The 19,915-nt window shown below is 59.9% G+C and carries 18 protein-coding genes, 1 tRNA gene and 1 pseudogene; 4 read left to right on the forward strand and 16 right to left on the reverse strand.

Translation table 11 applies throughout. The annotated features are described in order from the left end of the window. Window positions 1-212: 212 nt before the first annotated feature. The 4 genes from ACZZ0K_RS17085 to ACZZ0K_RS17100 all read right to left on the reverse strand — a co-directional run bounded on the left by ACZZ0K_RS17085 (window position 213) and on the right by ACZZ0K_RS17100 (window position 4,487). Window positions 213-1,145, reverse strand: coding sequence for a D-2-hydroxyacid dehydrogenase (locus ACZZ0K_RS17085; protein ID WP_463559226.1), 933 nt, complete (start codon window positions 1,143-1,145; stop codon window positions 213-215). Between the two features lie 105 nt (window positions 1,146-1,250). Continuing rightward, window positions 1,251-1,544 (reverse strand): YcgL domain-containing protein, encoded by a 294-nt coding sequence (locus ACZZ0K_RS17090; RefSeq protein ID WP_041478850.1) that lies wholly within the window; start codon window positions 1,542-1,544, stop codon window positions 1,251-1,253. Next, a complete protein-coding gene (rnd, locus tag ACZZ0K_RS17095; protein WP_041478851.1) occupies window positions 1,541-2,674 on the reverse strand; it encodes a ribonuclease D in 1,134 nt (377 codons plus the stop codon). Before rnd ends, ACZZ0K_RS17090 begins: the two co-directional genes overlap by 4 nt. 163 nt (window positions 2,675-2,837) lie before the next feature. Further along, window positions 2,838-4,487 (reverse strand): phosphoethanolamine transferase, encoded by a 1,650-nt coding sequence (locus tag ACZZ0K_RS17100; RefSeq protein WP_463559227.1) that lies wholly within the window; start codon window positions 4,485-4,487, stop codon window positions 2,838-2,840. Window positions 4,488-4,890: 403 nt separating this feature from the next. Here ACZZ0K_RS17100 and ACZZ0K_RS17105 point away from each other — a divergent pair, with 403 nt between their 5' ends. Further along, window positions 4,891-6,063, forward strand: coding sequence for a cyanate transporter (locus ACZZ0K_RS17105; protein WP_463559228.1), 1,173 nt, complete (start codon window positions 4,891-4,893; stop codon window positions 6,061-6,063). A gap of 176 nt (window positions 6,064-6,239) precedes the next feature. Next, window positions 6,240-7,175 (forward strand): LysR family transcriptional regulator, encoded by a 936-nt coding sequence (locus tag ACZZ0K_RS17110; protein WP_150742405.1) that lies wholly within the window; start codon window positions 6,240-6,242, stop codon window positions 7,173-7,175. Between the two features lie 3 nt (window positions 7,176-7,178). Here ACZZ0K_RS17110 and ACZZ0K_RS17115 read toward each other — a convergent pair whose 3' ends face one another. From ACZZ0K_RS17115 to ACZZ0K_RS17140, 6 genes are all read right to left on the reverse strand, one after another. Next, window positions 7,179-7,544, reverse strand: coding sequence for a 5-carboxymethyl-2-hydroxymuconate Delta-isomerase (locus ACZZ0K_RS17115; protein ID WP_041478855.1), 366 nt, complete (start codon window positions 7,542-7,544; stop codon window positions 7,179-7,181). 165 nt (window positions 7,545-7,709) lie between these two features. Then, on the reverse strand, window positions 7,710-8,630 hold the full coding sequence (locus ACZZ0K_RS17120) for a LysR substrate-binding domain-containing protein (protein WP_095180648.1): 921 nt from the start codon (window positions 8,628-8,630) through the stop codon (window positions 7,710-7,712). An 89-nt stretch (window positions 8,631-8,719) separates the two neighbouring features. After that, on the reverse strand, window positions 8,720-10,825 hold the full coding sequence (locus tag ACZZ0K_RS17125) for a DUF6311 domain-containing protein (RefSeq protein WP_258707737.1): 2,106 nt from the start codon (window positions 10,823-10,825) through the stop codon (window positions 8,720-8,722). Then, on the reverse strand, window positions 10,822-11,208 hold the full coding sequence (locus ACZZ0K_RS17130; protein ID WP_252877648.1) for a GtrA family protein: 387 nt from the start codon (window positions 11,206-11,208) through the stop codon (window positions 10,822-10,824). Before ACZZ0K_RS17130 ends, ACZZ0K_RS17125 begins: the two co-directional genes overlap by 4 nt. Further along, window positions 11,205-11,915 carry a class I SAM-dependent methyltransferase gene (locus tag ACZZ0K_RS17135; protein ID WP_150742402.1) on the reverse strand — a complete coding sequence of 237 codons (711 nt, stop codon included), beginning with the start codon at window positions 11,913-11,915 and terminating at the stop codon, window positions 11,205-11,207. The genes ACZZ0K_RS17130 and ACZZ0K_RS17135 overlap by 4 nt, the downstream gene beginning before the upstream one ends. Before the next feature lie 3 nt (window positions 11,916-11,918). Next, window positions 11,919-12,884, reverse strand: a complete 966-nt coding sequence (locus ACZZ0K_RS17140; protein WP_056783552.1) for a glycosyltransferase family 2 protein — start codon at window positions 12,882-12,884, stop codon at window positions 11,919-11,921. Window positions 12,885-13,158: 274 nt separating this feature from the next. Between ACZZ0K_RS17140 and ACZZ0K_RS17145 the strand changes: the two genes are divergently transcribed. Beyond that, window positions 13,159-13,350: a YegP family protein gene (locus ACZZ0K_RS17145; RefSeq protein WP_016771242.1), complete on the forward strand. Its 192-nt coding sequence runs from the start codon at window positions 13,159-13,161 to the stop codon at window positions 13,348-13,350. Window positions 13,351-13,463: 113 nt separating this feature from the next. On the opposite strand, the gene ACZZ0K_RS17150 is transcribed toward ACZZ0K_RS17145, so the two are convergent. After that, window positions 13,464-14,441 (reverse strand): SDR family oxidoreductase, encoded by a 978-nt coding sequence (locus tag ACZZ0K_RS17150; protein ID WP_041478857.1) that lies wholly within the window; start codon window positions 14,439-14,441, stop codon window positions 13,464-13,466. Window positions 14,442-14,593: 152 nt separating this feature from the next. Then, a complete protein-coding gene (locus ACZZ0K_RS17155; protein WP_252879595.1) occupies window positions 14,594-16,171 on the reverse strand; it encodes a histidine kinase famiy protein in 1,578 nt (525 codons plus the stop codon). 196 nt (window positions 16,172-16,367) lie between these two features. Between ACZZ0K_RS17155 and ACZZ0K_RS17160 the strand changes: the two genes are divergently transcribed. Then, a complete protein-coding gene (locus ACZZ0K_RS17160) occupies window positions 16,368-17,366 on the forward strand; it encodes a ribonuclease Z (RefSeq protein WP_056783549.1) in 999 nt (332 codons plus the stop codon). Between the two features lie 23 nt (window positions 17,367-17,389). On the opposite strand, the pseudogene ACZZ0K_RS17165 reads toward ACZZ0K_RS17160, so the two are convergent. From ACZZ0K_RS17165 to purC, 4 genes and pseudogenes are all read right to left on the reverse strand, one after another. After that, window positions 17,390-17,521: pseudogene (locus ACZZ0K_RS17165) on the reverse strand (manganese catalase family protein); the annotation flags it as partial. A 2-nt stretch (window positions 17,522-17,523) separates the two neighbouring features. Then, on the reverse strand, window positions 17,524-18,879 hold the full coding sequence (chrA, locus tag ACZZ0K_RS17170) for a chromate efflux transporter (protein ID WP_258707736.1): 1,356 nt from the start codon (window positions 18,877-18,879) through the stop codon (window positions 17,524-17,526). 120 nt (window positions 18,880-18,999) lie between these two features. Beyond that, a tRNA-Ser gene (locus ACZZ0K_RS17175) sits at window positions 19,000-19,089 on the reverse strand. An 84-nt stretch (window positions 19,090-19,173) separates the two neighbouring features. Beyond that, on the reverse strand, window positions 19,174-19,887 hold the full coding sequence (gene purC / locus ACZZ0K_RS17180) for a phosphoribosylaminoimidazolesuccinocarboxamide synthase (protein WP_150636519.1): 714 nt from the start codon (window positions 19,885-19,887) through the stop codon (window positions 19,174-19,176). Window positions 19,888-19,915: the final 28 nt, after the last annotated feature.

The raw sequence follows: 19,915 nt of genomic DNA on the forward strand, positions 1-19,915 counted from the left end.
GGGCTCTCGCCGCAGGCGGGCCCAAGATACCGTGCGAACTGTACGAGTGAGTGTGGAGGGCTGGAGCACGATCTACGTCACAGGCAAAAAGCCTAAGGAGCTGCGCGGCTTCCAAGTCCCTCCCTCGATGATCAGTCGAGAACTATCGCTCCTGACGGAGCGTTAGTCGAGATACAAGGAGCTGCCGAAGGCTGCGATCTTTTGATGACACCTCAATATCCGCGGGTGAAATCCACTTCCCCACGCAACATCTCACCTGCCTCATACGCTTTCAGGTTCTGCACAAACAAATCCACCATCAGCGCCGGCGAGGTCGGTGCCGAGCTGTGCCCGGTCAGCAGCAAGCCCCATGCGGTCCAGAACGGGTGACGTTGCGGCAATGGCTCCTGACGGCAAACGTCGATCACCGCGCCGGCCAGATGCCCTTCCTTCAAGGCTTCTACCAGATCGGCATCGACCACTGCGACACCACGCCCGGCGTTGATGAACAATCCGGTCGGCTTGAATTGCTTGAACAGCGCCGCGTCGTAGATATCGTGGGTGTGTTCGGTGTTCGGCAGCAGATTGACCACGTAGTCCACCTCGCCCACCAGTCGCGGCAGATCCGCCAGCGCGCCGACTTCGACAAACGGCGCCTGTTCGCGGGCGCTGCTGGCGATGCCGTATAGCTCGACGCCGAACGGCCGCAGAAACTGCGCAACGCTCTGGCCGATGTCTCCGGTGCCGACGATCAGCACCTTGCGCCCGACCAGACTCTGGCCGCTGCGGTTGTCCCACTTGCGCTCGACCTGGCTGACCAGCCGCGCCAGCACTTCGCGTTCGTGGCCGAGGATGTAGGTCAGGACGTATTCGGCCATGACCTGACCGAAAATCCCCACGGCGCGAGTCAGGCGATAATCGCGGCGCAAGCCGTCGGCCAGCAGCGGCGTAATGCCGGCCCAGGTCGATTGCAGCCATTGCGGTTGATGGCCCTGGCGCAGCAGGGTCGCGAGCAGATCCGGCTGGCCCAGCCACACCGGGCAATCGGCGGCCTGACGCGCCAGTTCGGCGGAGTCGCCGCTGGTCAGGATTTCAAGCTCGGGCAGCGCCTGACGCAGCAGGCGGGCGTATATCGCGTAGTCGTGTTCGGCAATCAGAACGCGCATCTTCAAACCTTTAGCAAACCGTGCAGACAGCCGCCGGGGTCGGGCCGGCCATCGCGGTAAAAACAGTTCCAGGGTTAACCGAGGCCCAGAACAGGGCCTCGCGGGTCAGACCGGGTCGTTGCGTCGCAGCAACTCTTCGGGCAAGTGCTCGATGTACTCGTCCTCGGCCGGTGGCATTTGCAGGTGATAGCCCTGCTTGTCGAGGTTTTCCAGAACCACGGTGATGTCTTCGCTGGCCAGCTTGCGCTCGGGCGACAGCACCAGATCGAAGGAGTGCTTCGCTTTGCCAAAAGCCGTCATCAGCGCTTCCGGCACGCGCTCGAGAGCATCGCTCTTGAGCACGTAGAGATACATGCCGCTGCGCTTGGAGCTTTGGTAGATGGAGCAAATACGTTTCAAGGCTGTTCTCCGGCGGTGGCCAGGCTGTCGAGCAGCTTCTGGCCGAGCAATTCGCGGCGCCAGCCACGCAGCGAATCGGGCAATTGGTAAGGCCCCTCGGGGAAGCCGCTTTTGACCAGGGCTTCGAGGGTTTTCTTGCGCAGCATCAGTTCCGGGGCAATACCCAGGCGTTCGGCCTCGGCCTGACCCAGCGCGCGCAGTTGTTTGATCAGCGCAGCGGCTTCGATCGGCAACGGCTCCGGCACTGCCGGCGGCCATTGATCTGGCCCCACACTGCCAGAGCGCTTGATCAGATCAAGCAGAAACTGACCGTCCTGACGTACGGTACGCGGGTGCATGTCTTCGATCTTGCCCAGCGCCGCGAGGTTATCCGGCTGCGTGCGGGCCAGGGGCCACAGCGAGTGTTCACGGACGATGCGGTTGCGCGGCAGGTCGCGGGCGCGGGCTTCTTTTTCGCGCCAGGCGCACAGCTCACGCAGCACGGCGAGTTGTGCACGGGACAACTTCCACGCCAGTTTCGCCTCGCGATACACCTCGTAAGGATCAGTTTCGCGGCGCAGGTTGGCGACCAGTTCGGCGCCATCCTCCAGCACCCAGGCGAACTTGTCGTCGGACAGCTTGGGCCGCAACTCGACGAACACCTCGGCCAGATGCACGGCATCTTCGGCGGCATAGCTGATCTGGGTTTCGGACAGCGGACGCTGCAACCAGTCGGAACGGGTCTCGCCCTTGGGCAGGTCGATGCCGAGCACTTCCTGCACCAGTCGCGAATAGCCCATCGAAAAACCGAGGTTCAGGTAAGCGGCGGCCAGTTGCGTGTCGAACAACGGCGACGGCAGGCTGCCGGTCAGGCGCAACAGCACTTCGAGGTCTTCGCTGCAGGCGTGCAGGACTTTGAGCACCGCCGGGTTTTCCAGCAACGCTGCCAGAGGTTGCCAGGCGTTGATGGTCAGCGGATCGATCAGGTAGGCGCGTTTGCCGTCGCCGATCTGCAACAGGCCGGCAATCGGATAGAAGGTGTCGACCCGCATGAATTCGGTGTCGAGGGCAACGAACGGCAGCTGCTGCCACTCGGCGCAAAACTGCGCGAGGCTTTCGTTGTCGCGAATCCAGTGAATATCGATAGCCACACGGCTCTCCCTTGAAGAATGGCGCGCAGTATATATCGCCACCGACGATTTACGCGCCTTTGAAGGGCAAGAGCTGTAAGGAAATGTCTTGCCTGTCAGCAAGAATAGTCTGACAGCAGAAACAGAAAGGCCCGTCGCATTGGCGCGACGGGCAGGAAACGCTTCACTGCTTGGCCAACACGCCGTCGATCACCGCGCCACGACAGCCGGCAAACATGTCCAAGGCAGGTTGATAGACGCTGCTGCGCACTTCCAGCAGGCCGAGCATCGAGTGGAACAGATTGTCCTGGCTCAGCGGCTTGTCCCGGCTCAGTTGCAGGCAATGGGTGTCGACCGAATAGGCCTTCTGATAGCTGTCAGAGAACCACGCCAGCATCGCTACATGCTTCTGTTGCTCGGGCGCCAGCATATAAGGCGTGCCGTGCAGAAACAGGTTGTACTCGCCCAGCGATTCGCCGTGGTCCGACAGATAGAGCATGGCGGTGTCGACTTTGTCCTGATTGCTGCGCAGCACATCGATCAGGCTTGCCAGCACATGGTCGGTGTAGACCAAGGTGTTGTCGTAACCGTTTACGATACTTTCGCGGCTGCAATTGTTCAGCGCGTTACTTTCACAGACCGGAGTGAAGTGTTCGTACTCCTTGGGATACCGCTTGAAGTAGTCCGGGCCGTGACTGCCCATCTGGTGCAGAACCAGCACGGTGTCCTTGTCCAAGTGATCGATAAAACTTTGCAGCCCTTGCAGGAGGATTTCATCGCGACATTCGCTGTTGGCGCACAACGCCGGGTCTTGCAACTTGCTGACATCCTGCACCGTGATGCGGTCGCAAGTGCCTTTGCAGCCGGACTGGTTATCGCGCCAGATCACATCAATGCCGGCGCGCTTGAGCACATCGAGCAAGCCCTCTTCATTCCTGGCCTTGCTGGCGTTGTAATCCTTGCGGCCCATGTTGGAGAACATGCACGGTACCGAGACAGCCGTTTCCGTGCCGCAGGAATGCACATCAGTGAAAGCGATCAGCCCGGCCTCTTTGTCCAGTTGCGGGGTGGTGTCTCGGTCGTAACCGAGAATGCCGAAGTTCTGCGCCCGCGCACTTTCCCCCACCACCAGCACGGTGAGGGATTTACGTGGCTGTAGCCGCAAGTCGGGATTGCGCTGGGCATCTTCGCCGATCTTGATGAACGGCTGCTGCGCCGAGACAACTTGCTCTTGCAGATAACCAATGGATGCGCCGATGTAATTGCTCGGCACCAGCATCAGGCGAATTTCGTGGTGATTGCGAAACAGCGACGACAAACCTTGATAGTTGGCCAATGCCACAACACCGATTACCGCCGCCGAGGCAACACTGACAATAACCTTGCTGAACAACTCGCGATGCCAGCGCCGATAATTGACCGGTACTTTCCACAACAACAAACACGGCAAAACACCCAGCAAGAGAATATAAGCGAACAGCTTCAACGAGAGCAGATCACGCACTTCCGTCGCGTTGGTCTCGGCAAAGTTGCGCAACATGCCCGCATCAATCATGACGCCATATTGGCTCATGAAATAAACCACGCCGGCGCTGACTAAAAACAAAAGAGTCAAAAGTGGTTTAAGCAGTGGCCGGAACGCGAATATCGTCAGCACGATATTGAACGCGGCAAGGATCATCACGCCGAACGCCACGCGCATGGCGATGCCCTTGCCATCGGCGGCGGTGATGTCGAACAGGTGTTGCCAAAGCACCAGATTGAAACCGAGCAACAAAAAGGCGCTGGCAAACAACGTCACCCATTCCGGGCGCACGGCTTTTAACTTCAGCATGATGAGTGACTGTTCCTGAAAGAAGAGCCTCGTCAAGTGTGAAAACTTCATTCACCGAGGCATGCCAAACTTTAGGCAGGCATGGATCAATTTTTCGTGAAAAAGATGCTAATGATTAGTTGCCTCGGAGCACGAACGTGAAAGTTTGCGAGTATTTGAGAATGGTTCAGGGTTTATTCAGTTTCAGGCACTTCGCAATGTCCTCTGTGGGAGCGAGCCTGCTCGCGAAAGCGCAGTGTCAGCAAATAATTGTTTGTCTGGAGGAACGCATTCGCGAGCAGGCTCGCTCCCACATCGGGACAGGGGTGTTATCGAGTTTTTAAGTCTGGCCCGGCATTTTCTGATTTGCCGATGCGCGCGTCGCGACGCCTAATCATCAGCCTCTGCACTCAAAGGCCCGCTCATGAATCACTCCCGCCCCGCCGCTTGGCTGATACTCGCGATCATTCTTGTCGCACTTAATCTGCGCCCCTCAATGGCAGCCATCGGGCCGCTGCTGTCGGCGATCCGTAGCGATATCCCATTGAGCTTCACGCTTGCCTCTTTGCTGACGATGCTGCCGGTCATGGCCATGGGGCTGGCGATGTTCTTCGGCCTGGGCATCAGCCAGCGTCTGGGCGAACAACGCACGGTGCTGCTGTCGCTGTTGGTCATCGGGCTGGCGAGCGTGTCACGGCTGTTTATCGATTCTGCGGTCGAGCTGATCGTCAGCGCGATACTGGCCGGTATTGGCATAGCCCTGATTCAGGCATTGATGCCGGCGCTGATCAAGACGCGCTTTGCTGACAACGTGGCGTTGTGCATGGGCATCTACGTGACTTCGATCATGGGCGGCGCCGCGATTGCCGCATCGTTCGCGCCGCTGGTGATGGTGCAGACCGGCAGTTGGCGCGTCGGGCTGGCCATCTGGGCGGCGTTGGCATTGGTCGCGTTGCTGGTCTGGTGCTTGCAGCCAGCGCAAGCCCTATCAAGGGTGACCCAGCGGGAGTCTTTCATCACGCGCCGTCGCGCCTGGTTGCTGGCGATTTTCTTTGGCCTCGGTACGGCGTCCTACACCTGCGTCCTCGCCTGGCTGGCCCCGTACTACGTGGAAAAAGGCTGGAGTGAACAAAACGCCGGGTTGATGTTGGGTTTTCTTACAGCGATGGAGGTCATTTCCGGGCTGGTAGTGCCGGCGATCGCCAATCGCAGTCGTGATAGGCGTGGGATATTGGCGGTTCTGCTGTTGCTGATCATCGGCGGTTTCTGCGGGCTGATTCTCGCCCCGCTAACTCTGGCCCTGTTATGGCCTTGTCTGTTGGGGTTGGGGATTGGCGGTCTGTTTCCGATGAGCCTGATCGTCGCGCTGGATCACTGCGACGAGCCGCAGCGCGCCGGTGGCCTGACCGCGTTTGTACAGGGGATCGGTTATCTGATCGCAGGACTGTCGCCGCTGTTGGCAGGGATCATTCGTGATCGGCTGGGCAGTTTCGAAGGCGCGTGGTGGGCGCTGACTGCAGTAGTGGTGCTCATGCTGCTGATGGTTGTGCGCTTCAACCCTCGCGACTACACACGTCACTTGCCCTGCCCGGGCTAGAGGCCTCTGGCCATCTTTTGCGCACGAGATTGGCAACGTCGTGTTGCTAAAAGTTTCTGTCCCACATGTGTCCGTGAAATGTCCTACGAGGGTTTCTCCTGGCACCATCGTTCCGTTAGGATCGTACGCACACGTTTGCGCGAATTCTGCGCAAGGGGCACAGCGAGACGGAACTCATGCTGAACAGTAATTTGCTTCGCAAGCTCGATATGCAGGACTTGATGGTATTCGTCGCCGTGTACGAGCAGAGCAGTGTCACCGATGTCTCGGAAACCCTGTTCGTCAGCCAGTCCACCGTCAGTTATTGCCTGAAGAAACTGCGCACCAGTTTCGAAGACGAGTTATTCGTTAACACCCGCACTGGCATGCGTCCGACCTATAAGGCCTGCAGCATGTACGGCCATGTGCAGAAGATTCTCGAAAGCATCAACCTCTGTCATGCCGGCGCCCCGGCCTTCGACCCGAGCCGGCAGGCGGTGACTTTCAACATCTGCGCCCCGGAATACTTCGAGCAATTGATTCTGCCGCGTCTGTTGAAGCGCTTCGACTTCGATGACTTACCGGTGATGGTCAACATGCACAAATTCGAAACCGACGTTCCGGCCGAAGAGTTGCGCGACGGCAGCCTCGATCTGGTGATCAGTTTCGGCCCGCACTTTCACCGCCAGCATGCGGATCTGAAATCACGGATGTTGCTGGAAGATGACCTGGTCTGCGTCTTCGACAAACGCGCCACCCCACTCGAACCGCGCCTGAGCCTGCAAGCATTCACCGAACGTCGGCATGTGTTTCCAACGCCGTGGACTTCAAGCACCAACATGGTCGACGGCTGGCTGGCGCGGCAAGCGCAAAAGCGCCAGATAGTGGCCCGATCGAACAGCTACAGCGCCGCGTTGAAGATGATCACCGGCACCGATTTCATCCTCACCCTGCCTCGGCGTATCCAGCGTCTGCTGACCAACGACGCAGTGTTCAACCACTGCGAAGCGCCCAACGGCCTGCCGGGTTTCACCCTCGACATGCAGTGGAGCCAGAACGCCGATCAGGACAGCGCCAACGTCTGGCTGCGCGAGCAGGTGATTCAAGTGTGCAGCGAGCTGGAAAACGCCTGAACATCAGATGCCGATGGCGGCTTTGCTGTAGGACTCGCGATCGATGTCGAGCAGTTCCACGCACAGTTGCACTTCGAGCCCGGCCGGCCATTCGCAGAGTTCCTGCAACACTGCCAGCAGACTTTGCGAGAGCTGCTTCTTGATCTCCGCCGAGCGCCCGCTGAGCAAGGCCAGTTTCACATGGACGAAGGCGCGCTCGCCCTGCGCCGTGCCGACCTTGAAGTTGTCGATCTTGATCGCGCGGCTCTTGATATCGAACTCCGCGCCGAACTGACCGGAACCGACCAGCGTGTTGTTGAGCCGGATCAGGGCGATGTCAGCGTTCAACTGCGTCAGGTTGGCGGTGTATTCCATGTGCAGGTGTGGCATTGCGGATCTCCAGTCGGCGGATGCGGGGGCGTACATATACCACAATCACACAGCGTCATTTGTGGGAGCGAGCCTGCTCGCGAAAGCGTCCTTTCAGTTTGCACACCCGCGCCTGCCGAACCGCTTCGCGAGCAGGCTCGCTCCCACAGGGATACGTGGCATCTGTTAGATCTGAATACCCGGCCGTTCACTCATGAATGCTTCCAGCCGCGAGCGCAGCCAGCGTTCGGCAGGGTCGCTGTCGACGTGGCTGAGCCAGACCATCGACAGGTCCAGTGTTGGCGTCTTGAACGGGAACGGTTCCTGGAACAGCGCCCCGGACGCCGCCATCGCCGCTGCGGTGTAATCCGGCAGGCTGGCGATCAGGTCGGTGCCGGCCAGCAAAGCCGGCAGTGCGCTGTATTGCGGCACCGACAACACCACCTGCCGCGTGCGCCCCAGTTCCGCCAGCCACTCATCGGCGTAGCCACTGACATTGGCCGTGTGCGACACCAGCACATGCGGGCGAGCGCAATATTCGTCGAGGGTCAGCGGCGTATCAGAGGCATCGGCGCGCAGGATGCTTGGCTGGATATGCCGCAGCAGTTTGCGTTTGGCGTTGGCCGGCAGGCCACGGGTCTGGCTGATGCCGACGGTGATATCGCCGGCAGCGAGCAGGTCGGGAATGCGCCAGTAATCGACATGTTGCACCACGAACACCACGCTCGGCGCCTCTTGGCGCAACGCGCGCAACAGCGGCGGCAGCAGGCCGAATTCGACGTCGTCGGACAGGCCGATGCGAAAGGTCATGGTGCTGGTGGCGGGATCGAAATCGCGGGTCAGGCTCAGCGCCGCCGAGAGTGAATCCAGTGCCGGTTTGAGATGGCGGTAAATGTCTTCGGCACGAGCCGTCGGTTCCATGCGATGGCCGACGCGGATGAACAGCGGATCGTTGAGCATCGTGCGCAAACGGTTGAGCGCCGAGCTGATGGTCGGCTGGCCAAGAAACAGCTTCTCCGCCGCGCGGGTCACGTTGCGTTCGAGCATCAGGGTCTCGAACACCACCATCAGGTTGATGTCGGCCTTGCGTAGTTCATTGCGGTTCATCCTTTGCCCCTGCTCCCCGGAATAGCGGCAGTGTAGAAAGGCCCAAGAACCGCGTCTATGGGCCGCTGCGCCGAACAGTCACTGAAGGGTCAATGAAGCGTCAACGCCAGAATGCCAATGGCCAGTTTGCGCGGATCGAGTCCCATGCCCAGCGCTCTCGGGCTGACGGCATCGGCGTGCTGGAAACGAATCACCAGCACGCCTTCACGCTCAATGCGCTGCTGGACTTCCGCTGGCAGATCAACGCTGACAACGTTCGCTTCGGCCTTGAGCAAACGGGTGGAGAGCACCGGCACATCGTTGACGCTAATCTCCAGCCCCTGTTCGGTATGCGACGGCGCAATCAAAGCATTGGCTTCCAGCACAAATGATCTCACCGGAGCCTCGGGCCGCAGAATGATTTGCGACTCACTGCCCTCGGACCACGTGCCCCACGGTTCGCCTTTCGACCATCCGCTGCCGAGGAAAAACGTCGCCAGGCTGGTAACGTTGAAGGTCACGCGCTCGTTCGACTTCATTGGCGAAATCAGCGTAAGGGGATCAGAGGCCACGATAGGCGGGCAATCGGCGCAACGCTTCCAGCCGGGCGCCAGCACGTTCAAACCATCGATTCTGGCGAGTACGTCAGTCTCGCGATTGAGAGTCAGCGCGGCCGGCAGCACAGTGCGGCTATCGAGTACATACAGCGTATCGGTGGCGTATTGACCAGAGCTGACCATCTGGTCGGCCACAGCCTGGGCCGCCTCGGTGGCCTTGGTACTCATGCGGCCGAGGTAGACCGCATTGGTCGGCAGATGATGGCGTCCCGCATACTCGGCCAGCGTTCGCCACTGCTCCGGATAATTCTCCGGGCGCAGCCAGCGCACCGCCTGATAATGGCGGGCTGCCTGATCCCAGAACGGATCAACCAGTGGCGTCGGCCATTGTGGCGCCGGCGTGGCCATGAACAGGTTGCGCGACTCTCCCCAACCGGAACGCGTATCCGCCACTTGCAGCAACAGGGCAATGCTCAGCAGAATCCGTGCCGTGCGCGAAGTATGGCCGCGAATCACCACGTACAGAATGGCGAAAATCGCCATGTACATGACAGGCCAGATCATCCGCCCCGAACCGCGAAAAATCGTCGCCACCGCCACCACCGCATCCGGCAGCGGGATGTGCAACTCGAATGGGCCGACCCCGATGTTGTTGGAAAACGCAAACAGCGCCAGGCCGGCGAGCGCGAGCAACAGCAACGGGTAGCGACGTGGCTTGAGGTGAACATCCGTGCCGCGTTGCAGCCATGCCGCGAAGGCGCAGATGAACAGGAACACCACACCCAAACCAAGGAAAGCAAAACCGTCACCATCGCCCAACACACCGGGCATGTCGCGCAGGGCAAACGACCAGGTTCCCGGGTCGAAAAAGCTCAGCACATTGGCGCGGAACAGACCGTAGCCCATCAGTGCCAGGCCGTCATCGCCGACGCTGAAGTAGCCCGCCTGCCAGCAACACAGACTCACCAGCAAAAACAGACCGATCAGTTCGGCCACAGCTTTGCGCGGCGCCAGATGTCGCCGCAGGGTGTGTGCTGCGAGATCGGCGAGCCAGATCAGCGCAATCATCGCCAGCAAATAGGCGTGAATCAGCGCGGCCGCCGCCAGCAACGTTCCCCAGGCCAGAGAGCGTTTTGGCGTGAATGGCCGCAGCGCCAGGTACAGCGCGGCCAGCAACATGAAATGCCCGCCCAGGGACAGGTGCACGCTCATGCGGATCAGCATGGCCGGAACGAATAAAAACAGCCCGGTGCCGAGCAATCGCAGAACCGCGTCGCGGCTCACCAGGCCGAGCAGTTTCCAGGCAAACCAGCTCTGCAGAATGAAGCAGGTCAGCAACCACAGTCCGAAATACTGAAACGGCTCCGGCAACAGCGCCGAAAACGGCTTGAACAGAAAGGCAAACAGCGGATTGGAATCGGAAAAGATCAAGCCATTGCTCAATTCAAGTCCATAAGACGGATTGAGCCCCAGCGGAAAGCTCCATGGCGAGTGCCGGAAAAACACCCAACCCTGGTAATGGGTGGCCGGGTCGCCGTCGCCCAGCCAGACAATGTTCATCGGATTCAACGCCCGTGGGCCGACCACGATAAAAAAGGCCAGAATGCCTAGCAGCACAGGCAACAGCGCAGCCGCCCGAGAGGTTGAGCAAAGCTTCATCGATACGTCCAGAAATTATGCAAAACGAATGTGAACGCCGGCACCGTCATGGCCACGGCACCGATCCCGAGCAGATAATGCAACCCCGCCACTTGCGCCGCCCAGGCAACCAGCATCGCCAATAGAAAACCGCCCGCCGAGACCGACACAAAGCGCAGTAACGTGCGCCCGTGCAGGCGAGCTGAAAAGCTCCAGGTGGTATTGATCACATAAGACACAACGGTCGCCACGGCAAAGGCGAAACCATTGGCCAGCGGCGGTTCGGGCGCGATGAAGCGGATGAACATCACGGCCACCAGCGCATGCAGCGCAGTGACGAACAGCCCGGTCAGGGCAAAGCGCAGACCACGGCGAACCAACGCTGAACGATCACTGTCGATCACGGTTTCTGCGCCAGCACGAAGACGCTCAAACCGGCCAGCCGGTTGCTGCCCATCAACGGCAACTCCAGTCGGCAAAGAGTCTTGAGCACGCTGTTGACCCACGGGTGATGACGCTTGAGTTGCGACTGCGGCCGTGCGGTTTGCGAACCTTGAGGTATCAGGCGCAACGCTGCGGCGATAGGAAACACCGCACCGAAATAGTAGGCGCCGCGCTGCACGGTCAAACCGGCATCGCCCGCCAGGGTTTCGAATTGCGCGAGGGTGTAGCGGCGCTTGTGCTCAAGAAAATCATCATGACCGCTCCAGAGAAACTGAAACGCCGGCACCGTCATCAGAAAACGACTGCCCGAAGGCACTTTATCGACATAGTTTTTGAGCAGGCCGAGGTCGTCGTCGACATGCTCGAGCACGTCCATCAGTAACACCAGATCGGCATCGATGCTGTCGATGCCGCGGCGGTAATGCACCGGTTTGCCCGCGGTGGTGGCGCTTGAATCGGCGGGGTAACTGATGTCGACGCACCACGCCTCATGCGCGTCGGTGTGGGTCAGCAGATGATGCGAGAAAAACCCCGAGCCGGCACCGACATCGAGTATTCGTCGGATCGGCATGTTACCCAGCAATCGCCGGGTCGCCGCCGCTTTGCAGCAGTAATACCAATGCTCATCGATGCTGTCGCCGAGGATGTCGGTTTCCTTGAGATCCATCTGTCAGTCCTTGGGGTCGTAAACGCGACGCACCAGAAAAACCGGCCGGCGTTTGGATTCGATATAGGTGCGGCCAAGGTATTCGCCGAGTACGCCAATGCCGATCAATTGCAGACCGCCAAGGAACGTGACTGCGACCATCAGCGAGGCATAACCAGGCAAGTCGACACCGTGGATCAGTGTGCGCAGGACAATGAACATGGCGAACGCAAACGACACCAGCGAAACCGTTGCCCCCAGGTAAGTCCAGACCCGCAGCGGCTCGGTGCTGAAACTGGTGATGCCTTCGAGGGCGAAGTTCCACAGCCGCCAGCCATTGAATTTGCTTTGCCCGGCCACGCGCTCGGGGCGCTCGTAGTCGACATGAGTGGTGCGGAAACCGACCCAGGCGAACAGACCTTTCATGAAGCGTCGCGACTCAGGCAGGGTCAGCAAGGCATCGACCACGCAGCGGTCCATCAAGCGGAAGTCGCCAACGTTCTCCGGCAACGGCTGTTCGGCGATGCGGTTGTGCAGGCGATAGAACCAGTGGGCCGAGGTCGATTTGGCCCACGTGTCGCTGCGGCGGCTGACACGATGCCCCAGCACCACTTCGTAACCTTCGCGCCAGCGCTCGATCATCTGCAAAATGACTTCCGGCGGGTCCTGCAGATCGGCGTCGATCGGTACCACGATCTTCCCGGTGGCCATTTGCAGACCGGCCGACAACGCCGCTTCCTTGCCGAAGTTGCGGCTTAGATCGACGATGCGCAGACGCGAGTCTTGCCGCTGCCGTTCAAGCAAGCGCTCAAGGGTGGTGTCGGTGCTGCCATCGTTGATGAAGACCAGTTCAAGATCGATCAGTGCCTGCGTCTGAAAGACGTCGTCGATGCGCGAAAGAAAGCTGTCGAGGCTGTCGGCCTCGTTGAAAACGGGGATCACCAGCGACAACGTCACCTGCCCGGCCTGTTGCGTTCCGTGCTCAGTCAAAGGAGTGCTCTTTTTATAGTTTGTCGGTCATCGAAAGTCTTTCGAGGCCATGAGCCGTGCCGTATTAAGCAGCAGCCGGCACGCACGTGCAAGCAGGACACGGCGTCATATCGGCCAATTCGCCGGGCAGTCGCCGCGCTCTGGCCAGAGTCTTTCAGAAACATCCGCGAACGATTGGAAACAAATCCGCGATAGCCAAAAAACCCGCTGCGCTAGGCTTGCGTCGATGCGCCACACAGGTTGGCGCGCCTTTCTATCGCAGGGAGCGAACCCCATGTATTTCGAAATCTACCGACAAACCCGAGGCACCCCCAGCACTGGCAAAGGCCAGTGGCGCTGGCGTCTGCGTGCGCGCAACCACGAGACGGTGGCCAGTGGCGAATCGTATGTGAACAAGGCTGATTGCCTGCACGTGATCAATCTGATCAAAGCCGTTCAAGGCGAGACGCCGATCAAGGAGATTTGAGCGAAACCACATTCATCAAAGGTGCATGTGCTGCATTTGTTGCTTCCATGCACCCCAGCGCCTCTAGCAGCGGGCGCAGAGATGCGTCGACAGTGGAGCGAACCAGGAAAGCATCAGAGCTGTAACAGAACCACGCCGACCAATATGGCAATCACTGCCGATATCGCCAGCACTTGTGTCGAGGTCAAGGCCAGCGCTGCATCCCTGGAACGGCCGACGAAGCGGCCGCGAATCTGATGCCGATCCGGCTGCGCTTCGAACAGGTTGTCCGGGTGCTCGTTGTCTTCAGGCTCATTGGTCTGCTGACCGGACCATGCACTTCGCGCCATCAAACGGTCGAGCAGACCGGGCATGACCGACTGCCCAATAATAGCTTTGATCGTCGACCACCCCAGCCACAACTCTCGCGGAGGATGCTTTACCACACTGAAAATCGCCCGTGCCGCTACGTCGGGGTCGTGAATCGGTGGCACCGGTTGGGGACGCTTGGGCAATTTGTTGCGCGCCCAGTCAAACTGCGGGGTATTGATCGCGGGCAATTGCACCATGCACACGCGAATATGGCTGCGCTCATGCAGCAACTCACAGCGCAACGAGTCGGTAAAACCGCGCACGGCAAATTTCGCCCCGCAGTAAGCGGCCTGCAACGGAATGGCGCGATAGGCCAGCGCCGAGCCGACCTGAATGATCAGTCCCTTGTTGCGTGGGCGCATCAACGACAGCGCTGCCAACGTGCCATGAACCGTGCCGAGATAGGTTACCTGGGTGACGCGCTCAATCTCTGCGGCGGACAATTGCTCTATCGGCGAGAGCACTGTGACCATTGCCGCGTTGACCCAGACCGCCAGCGGCCCGAGCGCGGTTTCCAGTTGCTGGGCGGCCTGCTGCACGGCGAGCGCATCGGCGACGTCGACGCTGACTGTTTCAACCTGAACGCCATACGCTTGCAGCTCCTCTTGCGTGGCGGCCAGGCCCGCCGGATCACGCGCCAACAGTCCGATGCGGTAGCCCCCAGCGGCAAACCGATGAGCCACCGCGCGCCCGACGCCTGCACTGGCGCCGCTAATCACCACCAAAGATTGCTCCTGCATGAACCGTCCTCGTTGACGCTCAGTCGATCGGCCCGTTATTGATCATCAAGTCATCGCTCACTGCCAACATCTCCTCAGGGATCGGGTCCCTCACTGGTTGTTCAATGCAGTCTTTAAGATGGACGCCGAACGTGCGCCTTCAGTTCGTTTTTTCAGCCGAGCATCGAGCGCAGCTTGCGCAAAAGGTCCACCGGCGCGTAGGGCTTGGCGATCAATTCGAACTCATTGTCAGCCAGCTCATTGGGCGTCGACTCGTCCGCGCAGTACCCGGTCGTCAGCAGGATCTTCATGGCCGGATAGCGTTGGCTGATTTCCCGCGCCAGTGCCAGCCCGTTCATGTCGCCCGGCATGACCAAATCGGTGAATACCAGGTCGTATTCGCTACTCTGCAGCACGGCCAGTGCCTCGCTCGCATCTGCAGCGAGGTCGGTGTGGTAACCCTGTTCGGACAATACAAAGCGCGCCAGTTCAGCGACTTCGGCGCGATCCTCGACGATCAGGATGCGCTCCGTGCCCTTGAGATTTTCTGCGGCTTCAGCGGAGCCAGATGCCGATAGCTGACTGTCATCCGCCGGGAAGAACAGGCGCACCGTGGTGCCGAGTCCCGGCGTCGATTCGATTTTGACCACACCGCCGGATTGCTTGACGAAGCCGTAAACCATCGACAAACCGAGGCCGGCACCATTGCCTTCCTCTTTGGTGGTGAAAAACGGCTCCATCACTTTGTCGAGATCGTCAGAGGCAATGCCCACGCCGTTATCGGCAACCGCGATGCAGACGTAACGCCCCGCCGCCAGTCCGCCCTGGTGAGGATCCGTCGAGTCCGGTACATCGACGTTGCGGGTCTGCACGGTGATCGCAGGTTGCTGCTGGTCAACCAGCGCATCGCAGGCGTTGGAGAGCAAATGGTTCAGCGCCATCTCGGCCTGCGCCGGGTCGAGCCGGCAGTTCCACAAGTCCTCGGCCAGTTCGAATCGCGGTTCCAGATCGGCGGATTCATGCGTCGGCAGCGCTGAGCGCTCAAGCAAGGCATTGAGATTGATCACCCGGCCTTCGAGCCGTTGTCGGCGGGAGAATGCCAGCAGATGCTGGGTCAGCAAACGTGCTTTTTCGGCCGCCGCGCGAGCGTGGCCGGCGCCGACCACGATGCGTTGCGGATCGATGCTCGGCCGCTTGGCGGTGTGCTGGATCAGCTCGATGTAGCCGATCATCACTTGCAACAGATTGTTGAAATCGTGGGCAATGCCACCGGTCAACTGCCCGAGTGCTTCCATGTTTTCGCTGTAACGCAAACCGTCCTCGGCGTCACGGCGGCGGCTGACGTCCATTTGCGAAGCGAAGAAATACACCAGTTGTCCGCGCTCGTTGAATAGCGGCGCGATGAACAGCTCGTTCCAGAACGACGAGCCGTCCTTGCGATAGTTGAGCACCTCCACGCAGGTTTCGTGTTGATGTTTCAGCGCTTGCTTGACCCGTTGCAACACCGCACGATCAGTCTGCTCGCCTTGCAGAAACCTGCAGTTGCGCCCGAGCACTTCTTCCAGCTCGTAGCCGCTGAGTTCAAGAAACGCATTGTTGGCAAAAATGATGGGATCGTCGGGCTGCGCTGGATCGGTGACAATCATGGCCATGCGGCTGACCTGCACCGCCGCGAAAAACACATCTTTGCGTTCTTGCGAAAGGGTCGCCGCATCGGCGCGGTCGACGATCGGCCTGGATTTTCTGGGCAAGTTGACCTCCGCTAAGTGACTCCGTTTCGCTGTGACCATCATCAGCGAGCGAAGTGCCGAGGCCAGCCGCCGACAGCGCGGGTGTCCGATGAATTGTCGCAGTCCATCGATGGATCCGAATCGCCTCGCTGATTGTCGAAAGCTCACCGAGAACTGCACGCAATATCTGAAATCCGATCCGCCAGGGAGAACCACCGTGGATTTGTTGTTTCTGGGCACGTCTGCCGGCGTGCCGACCCGCCAGCGCAACGTCAGCGCGACGGCACTGATCGCGTCTGCCGGCAAGGGCTGGTACCTGATCGATTGTGGTGAAGGCACCCAGCATCAGGTGCTGCGCACGCCGCTGTCGCTGAGCGAGTTGCGGGCGATTTTCATCACTCATGTGCATGCCGATCACTGCCTGGGCTTGCCGGGCCTGCTGGCTAGCACCGGCATGTCCGGACGCACGCGACCACTGGACATTATCCTGCCGACAGCGCTGCATCCCTGGCTGAAAATGAGTCTGGAGGTGACGCAATCGTATCTGCCGTTCGAGATCAACCTGCATGCTGTGGAAACGCTTACAGAGTGGCGCAGCGTCAACGTTCAGGTGCAGACCGTCGAGTTGTCGCACCGTGTGCCGTGTCATGGTTATGTGTTCACCGAGTCCGACCCGGAACCGCGTCTGGACGTGCAGCGCCTGGATGCCGAGGGTATCGAACGCGGCCCGCTCTGGGGTCAGTTGGCCCATGGTCAGGACGTGGAGGTTGACGGGCGGATGCTGCACGCTCGCGACTATCTGCTGAGTTCACGACCTGATCGACGCATCATTGTCTGCGGCGATAACGATCGGCCGGCACTGCTGGCCGAAGTGGCGCAATCGGCGGATGTGCTCGTGCATGAAGCGACATTCGTGCAGGCAGCAATCGACCGCGCTCGTGCCAGTTACGGCCACAGCAGCGCCGCCGCTGTCGCTGGATTTGCCGAATCAGCCGGGGTGCGCAATCTGGTGTTGACGCATTTCAGCGCGCGCTATCAGGCCAATCCGGCGGTGAGCCCGTCGATCGAGGATGTGCGCAACGAAGCGGCAGCGCTGTATCACGGCCAACTGATTCTGGCGCGGGATCTGCAGCGCTATCACCTCGACCGTTTGGGGCATTTGCAGCCCGTAGCGATCGAGCGCAAATCTTTGCAAGTCACCAAGATTTCACAGTGATTAACCGGGGCGCGCCGCCTGATGTCAGGCGCGCGCCCCATCAAGCGCTCATAGACGATCTTCGCCCGTGCTTCAGCTGCGATGTTGGAGCGCATGTCGGCGGTAGGCTCACCGACGGTGTCGATATACGCCGCCGTCCATGGCACGCCGGCCGAGACTAACGCAGCAAATGCACCACCAACCCAACCAACGCACAGCCCAGCAACACCTGAATCACTCCGAGCTTGAAGCGAAACAGCGCAATGGCCGCCGCAAGCGCAATCAACGCCGACGGCCAATCCAGGCTGCCGCTGAAACCCTGCGGCCAGAGCACGTGATAGCCGAAGAAACACGCCAGATTGAGAATCACGCCGACCACCGCAGCGGTGATCGCGGTAAGCGGGGCGGTGAATTTGAGTTCGTCGTGCGTCGACTCCACCAGCGGGCCGCCGGCGAGGATGAACAGGAATGAGGGTAGAAAGGTAAACCACGTCACCAGCGCGGCGGCGACCGCTCCGGCGAGGAACACCTGATCGGCGCCGAACACCTGCGTCACATAAGCGCCGACAAAACCGACGAACGCCACCACCATGATCAGCGGCCCCGGCGTGGTTTCGCCCAGCGCCAAGCCGTCGATCATCTGCGTCGGGGTCAGCCAGCCGTAGTGACCGACCGCACCTTGATAGACGTAGGGCAACACTGCGTAAGCTCCACCGAAGGTGAGCAGCGCTGCCTTGGTGAAGAACCAGCTCATCTGCGTCAACGTGCCCTGCCAGCCGAATAGCGCGGTCAATACACCCATCGGCAATGCCCACAGCGCGGCGCCAATCACGGCGAGCATGGCCAGTCTCGTCCAGCTGAAACGGGCATGGGCCGGTGTTGGCGTGTCGTCGTCGATCAACGCCGGACCGAAAGACTTCTTTGCCGCACTATGCCCGCCGGCCCTGAATTTCTCCGGCGCCATTCGACCGCCGAAATAGCCAATCACCGCCGCGCCCAGCACGATCAGCGGAAACGGCACATTGAACGCAAAAATCGCCGTAAACGATCCCGCCGCAATTGCCCACAGCCAATTGTTCTTCAGCGCCCGCGAACCGATCCGATGGGCCGCCTGCACGACGATGGCCGTCACCGCAGGCTTGATCCCGTAAAACAGCCCGGCCACTACCGGCACCTCACCGAAGGCGATATAGAGCCACGACAGGAAAATCAGGATGAACAGCGAAGGCAACACGAACAACGCCCCGGCCACAATCCCGCCCCAGCTTCGATGCATCAGCCAGCCAATGTAGGTCGCCAGCTGCTGCGCCTCCGGCCCGGGCAGCAACATGCAATAGTTCAAGGCATGCAGAAAACGCCGCTCGGAAATCCAGCGTCGGCGCTCGACCAGTTCCTGGTGCATGATCGAAATCTGCCCGGCCGGCCCGCCGAAACTGATAAAGCCCAGCTTCAACCAGAACCAGAACGCCTCGCGCAGACTCACGCTCTGCGGCTTCACCTCGTCATCACCCGCCAACGGCTGAACTTCACTCATCGAGCTGTTCCTTTTATGCAGTCGGCAGGTTGTACCCGAAAAGCATTGCGAACAAAACGCCAGAAACGAAAAAGCCCCCGTAATCAGCAATGATTACGGGGGCTTCGTCTTGTTCAATAATGGCGGAGAGATAGGGATTCGAACCCTAGGTACCGGTGAAGGTACAACGGATTTCGAATCCGTCCCATTCGGCCACTCTGGCATCTCTCCAACGGCGCGCATCATAACAACACTTTCGTCGGTTGCGAACCCCCCAAACGAAATTTTTTCCGTGCTATCAGATGCTTGCGTCGATTAAAGCGGTACGCCCAGACGAGCGGCGACTTCTTCGTAGGCTTCGATGACGTCACCGAGGCCTTGGCGGAAGCGGTCCTTGTCCATCTTCTTCTTGGTGTCCTTGTCCCACAGACGGCAGCCGTCCGGGCTGAACTCGTCGCCGAGGACGATGGAGCCGTCGCTGAACACGCCGAATTCAAGCTTGAAGTCGACCAGCAGCAGGCCGGCGTCGTCGAACAGTTTGCTCAGGACTTCGTTGACCTTGAGCGACAGTTCCTTCATGCGCACCAGTTGCTCGGCGGTGCCCCAGCCGAATGCAACAACGTGGGATTCGTTGATGAACGGGTCGCCCTTGGCGTCGTCCTTCAAGAACAGTTCGAAGGTGTACGGGTTGAGCTTCATGCCCTCTTCGACGCCCAGACGCTTGACCAGGCTGCCGGCGGCGTAGTTACGCACGACGCATTCCACCGGGATCATGTCGAGCTTCTTCACCAGGCACTCGTTGTCGCCCAGCAGTTTGTCGAATTGGGTCGGCACGCCGGCCGCTTCGAGTTTCTGCATGATGAAGGCGTTGAACTTGTTGTTCACCATACCTTTGCGATCGAGCTGTTCGATGCGCTTGCCGTCGAACGCCGAAGTGTCGTTGCGAAACAGCAGGATCAAGCGGTCAGCGTCGTCGGTCTTGTAAACCGATTTGGCTTTGCCGCGGTAGAGTTCTTCACGTTTTTCCATGATGGGCTCCGCTTGCTAAGTAGGTGGG

The organism is Pseudomonas sp. AC255 (assembly GCF_979258175.1).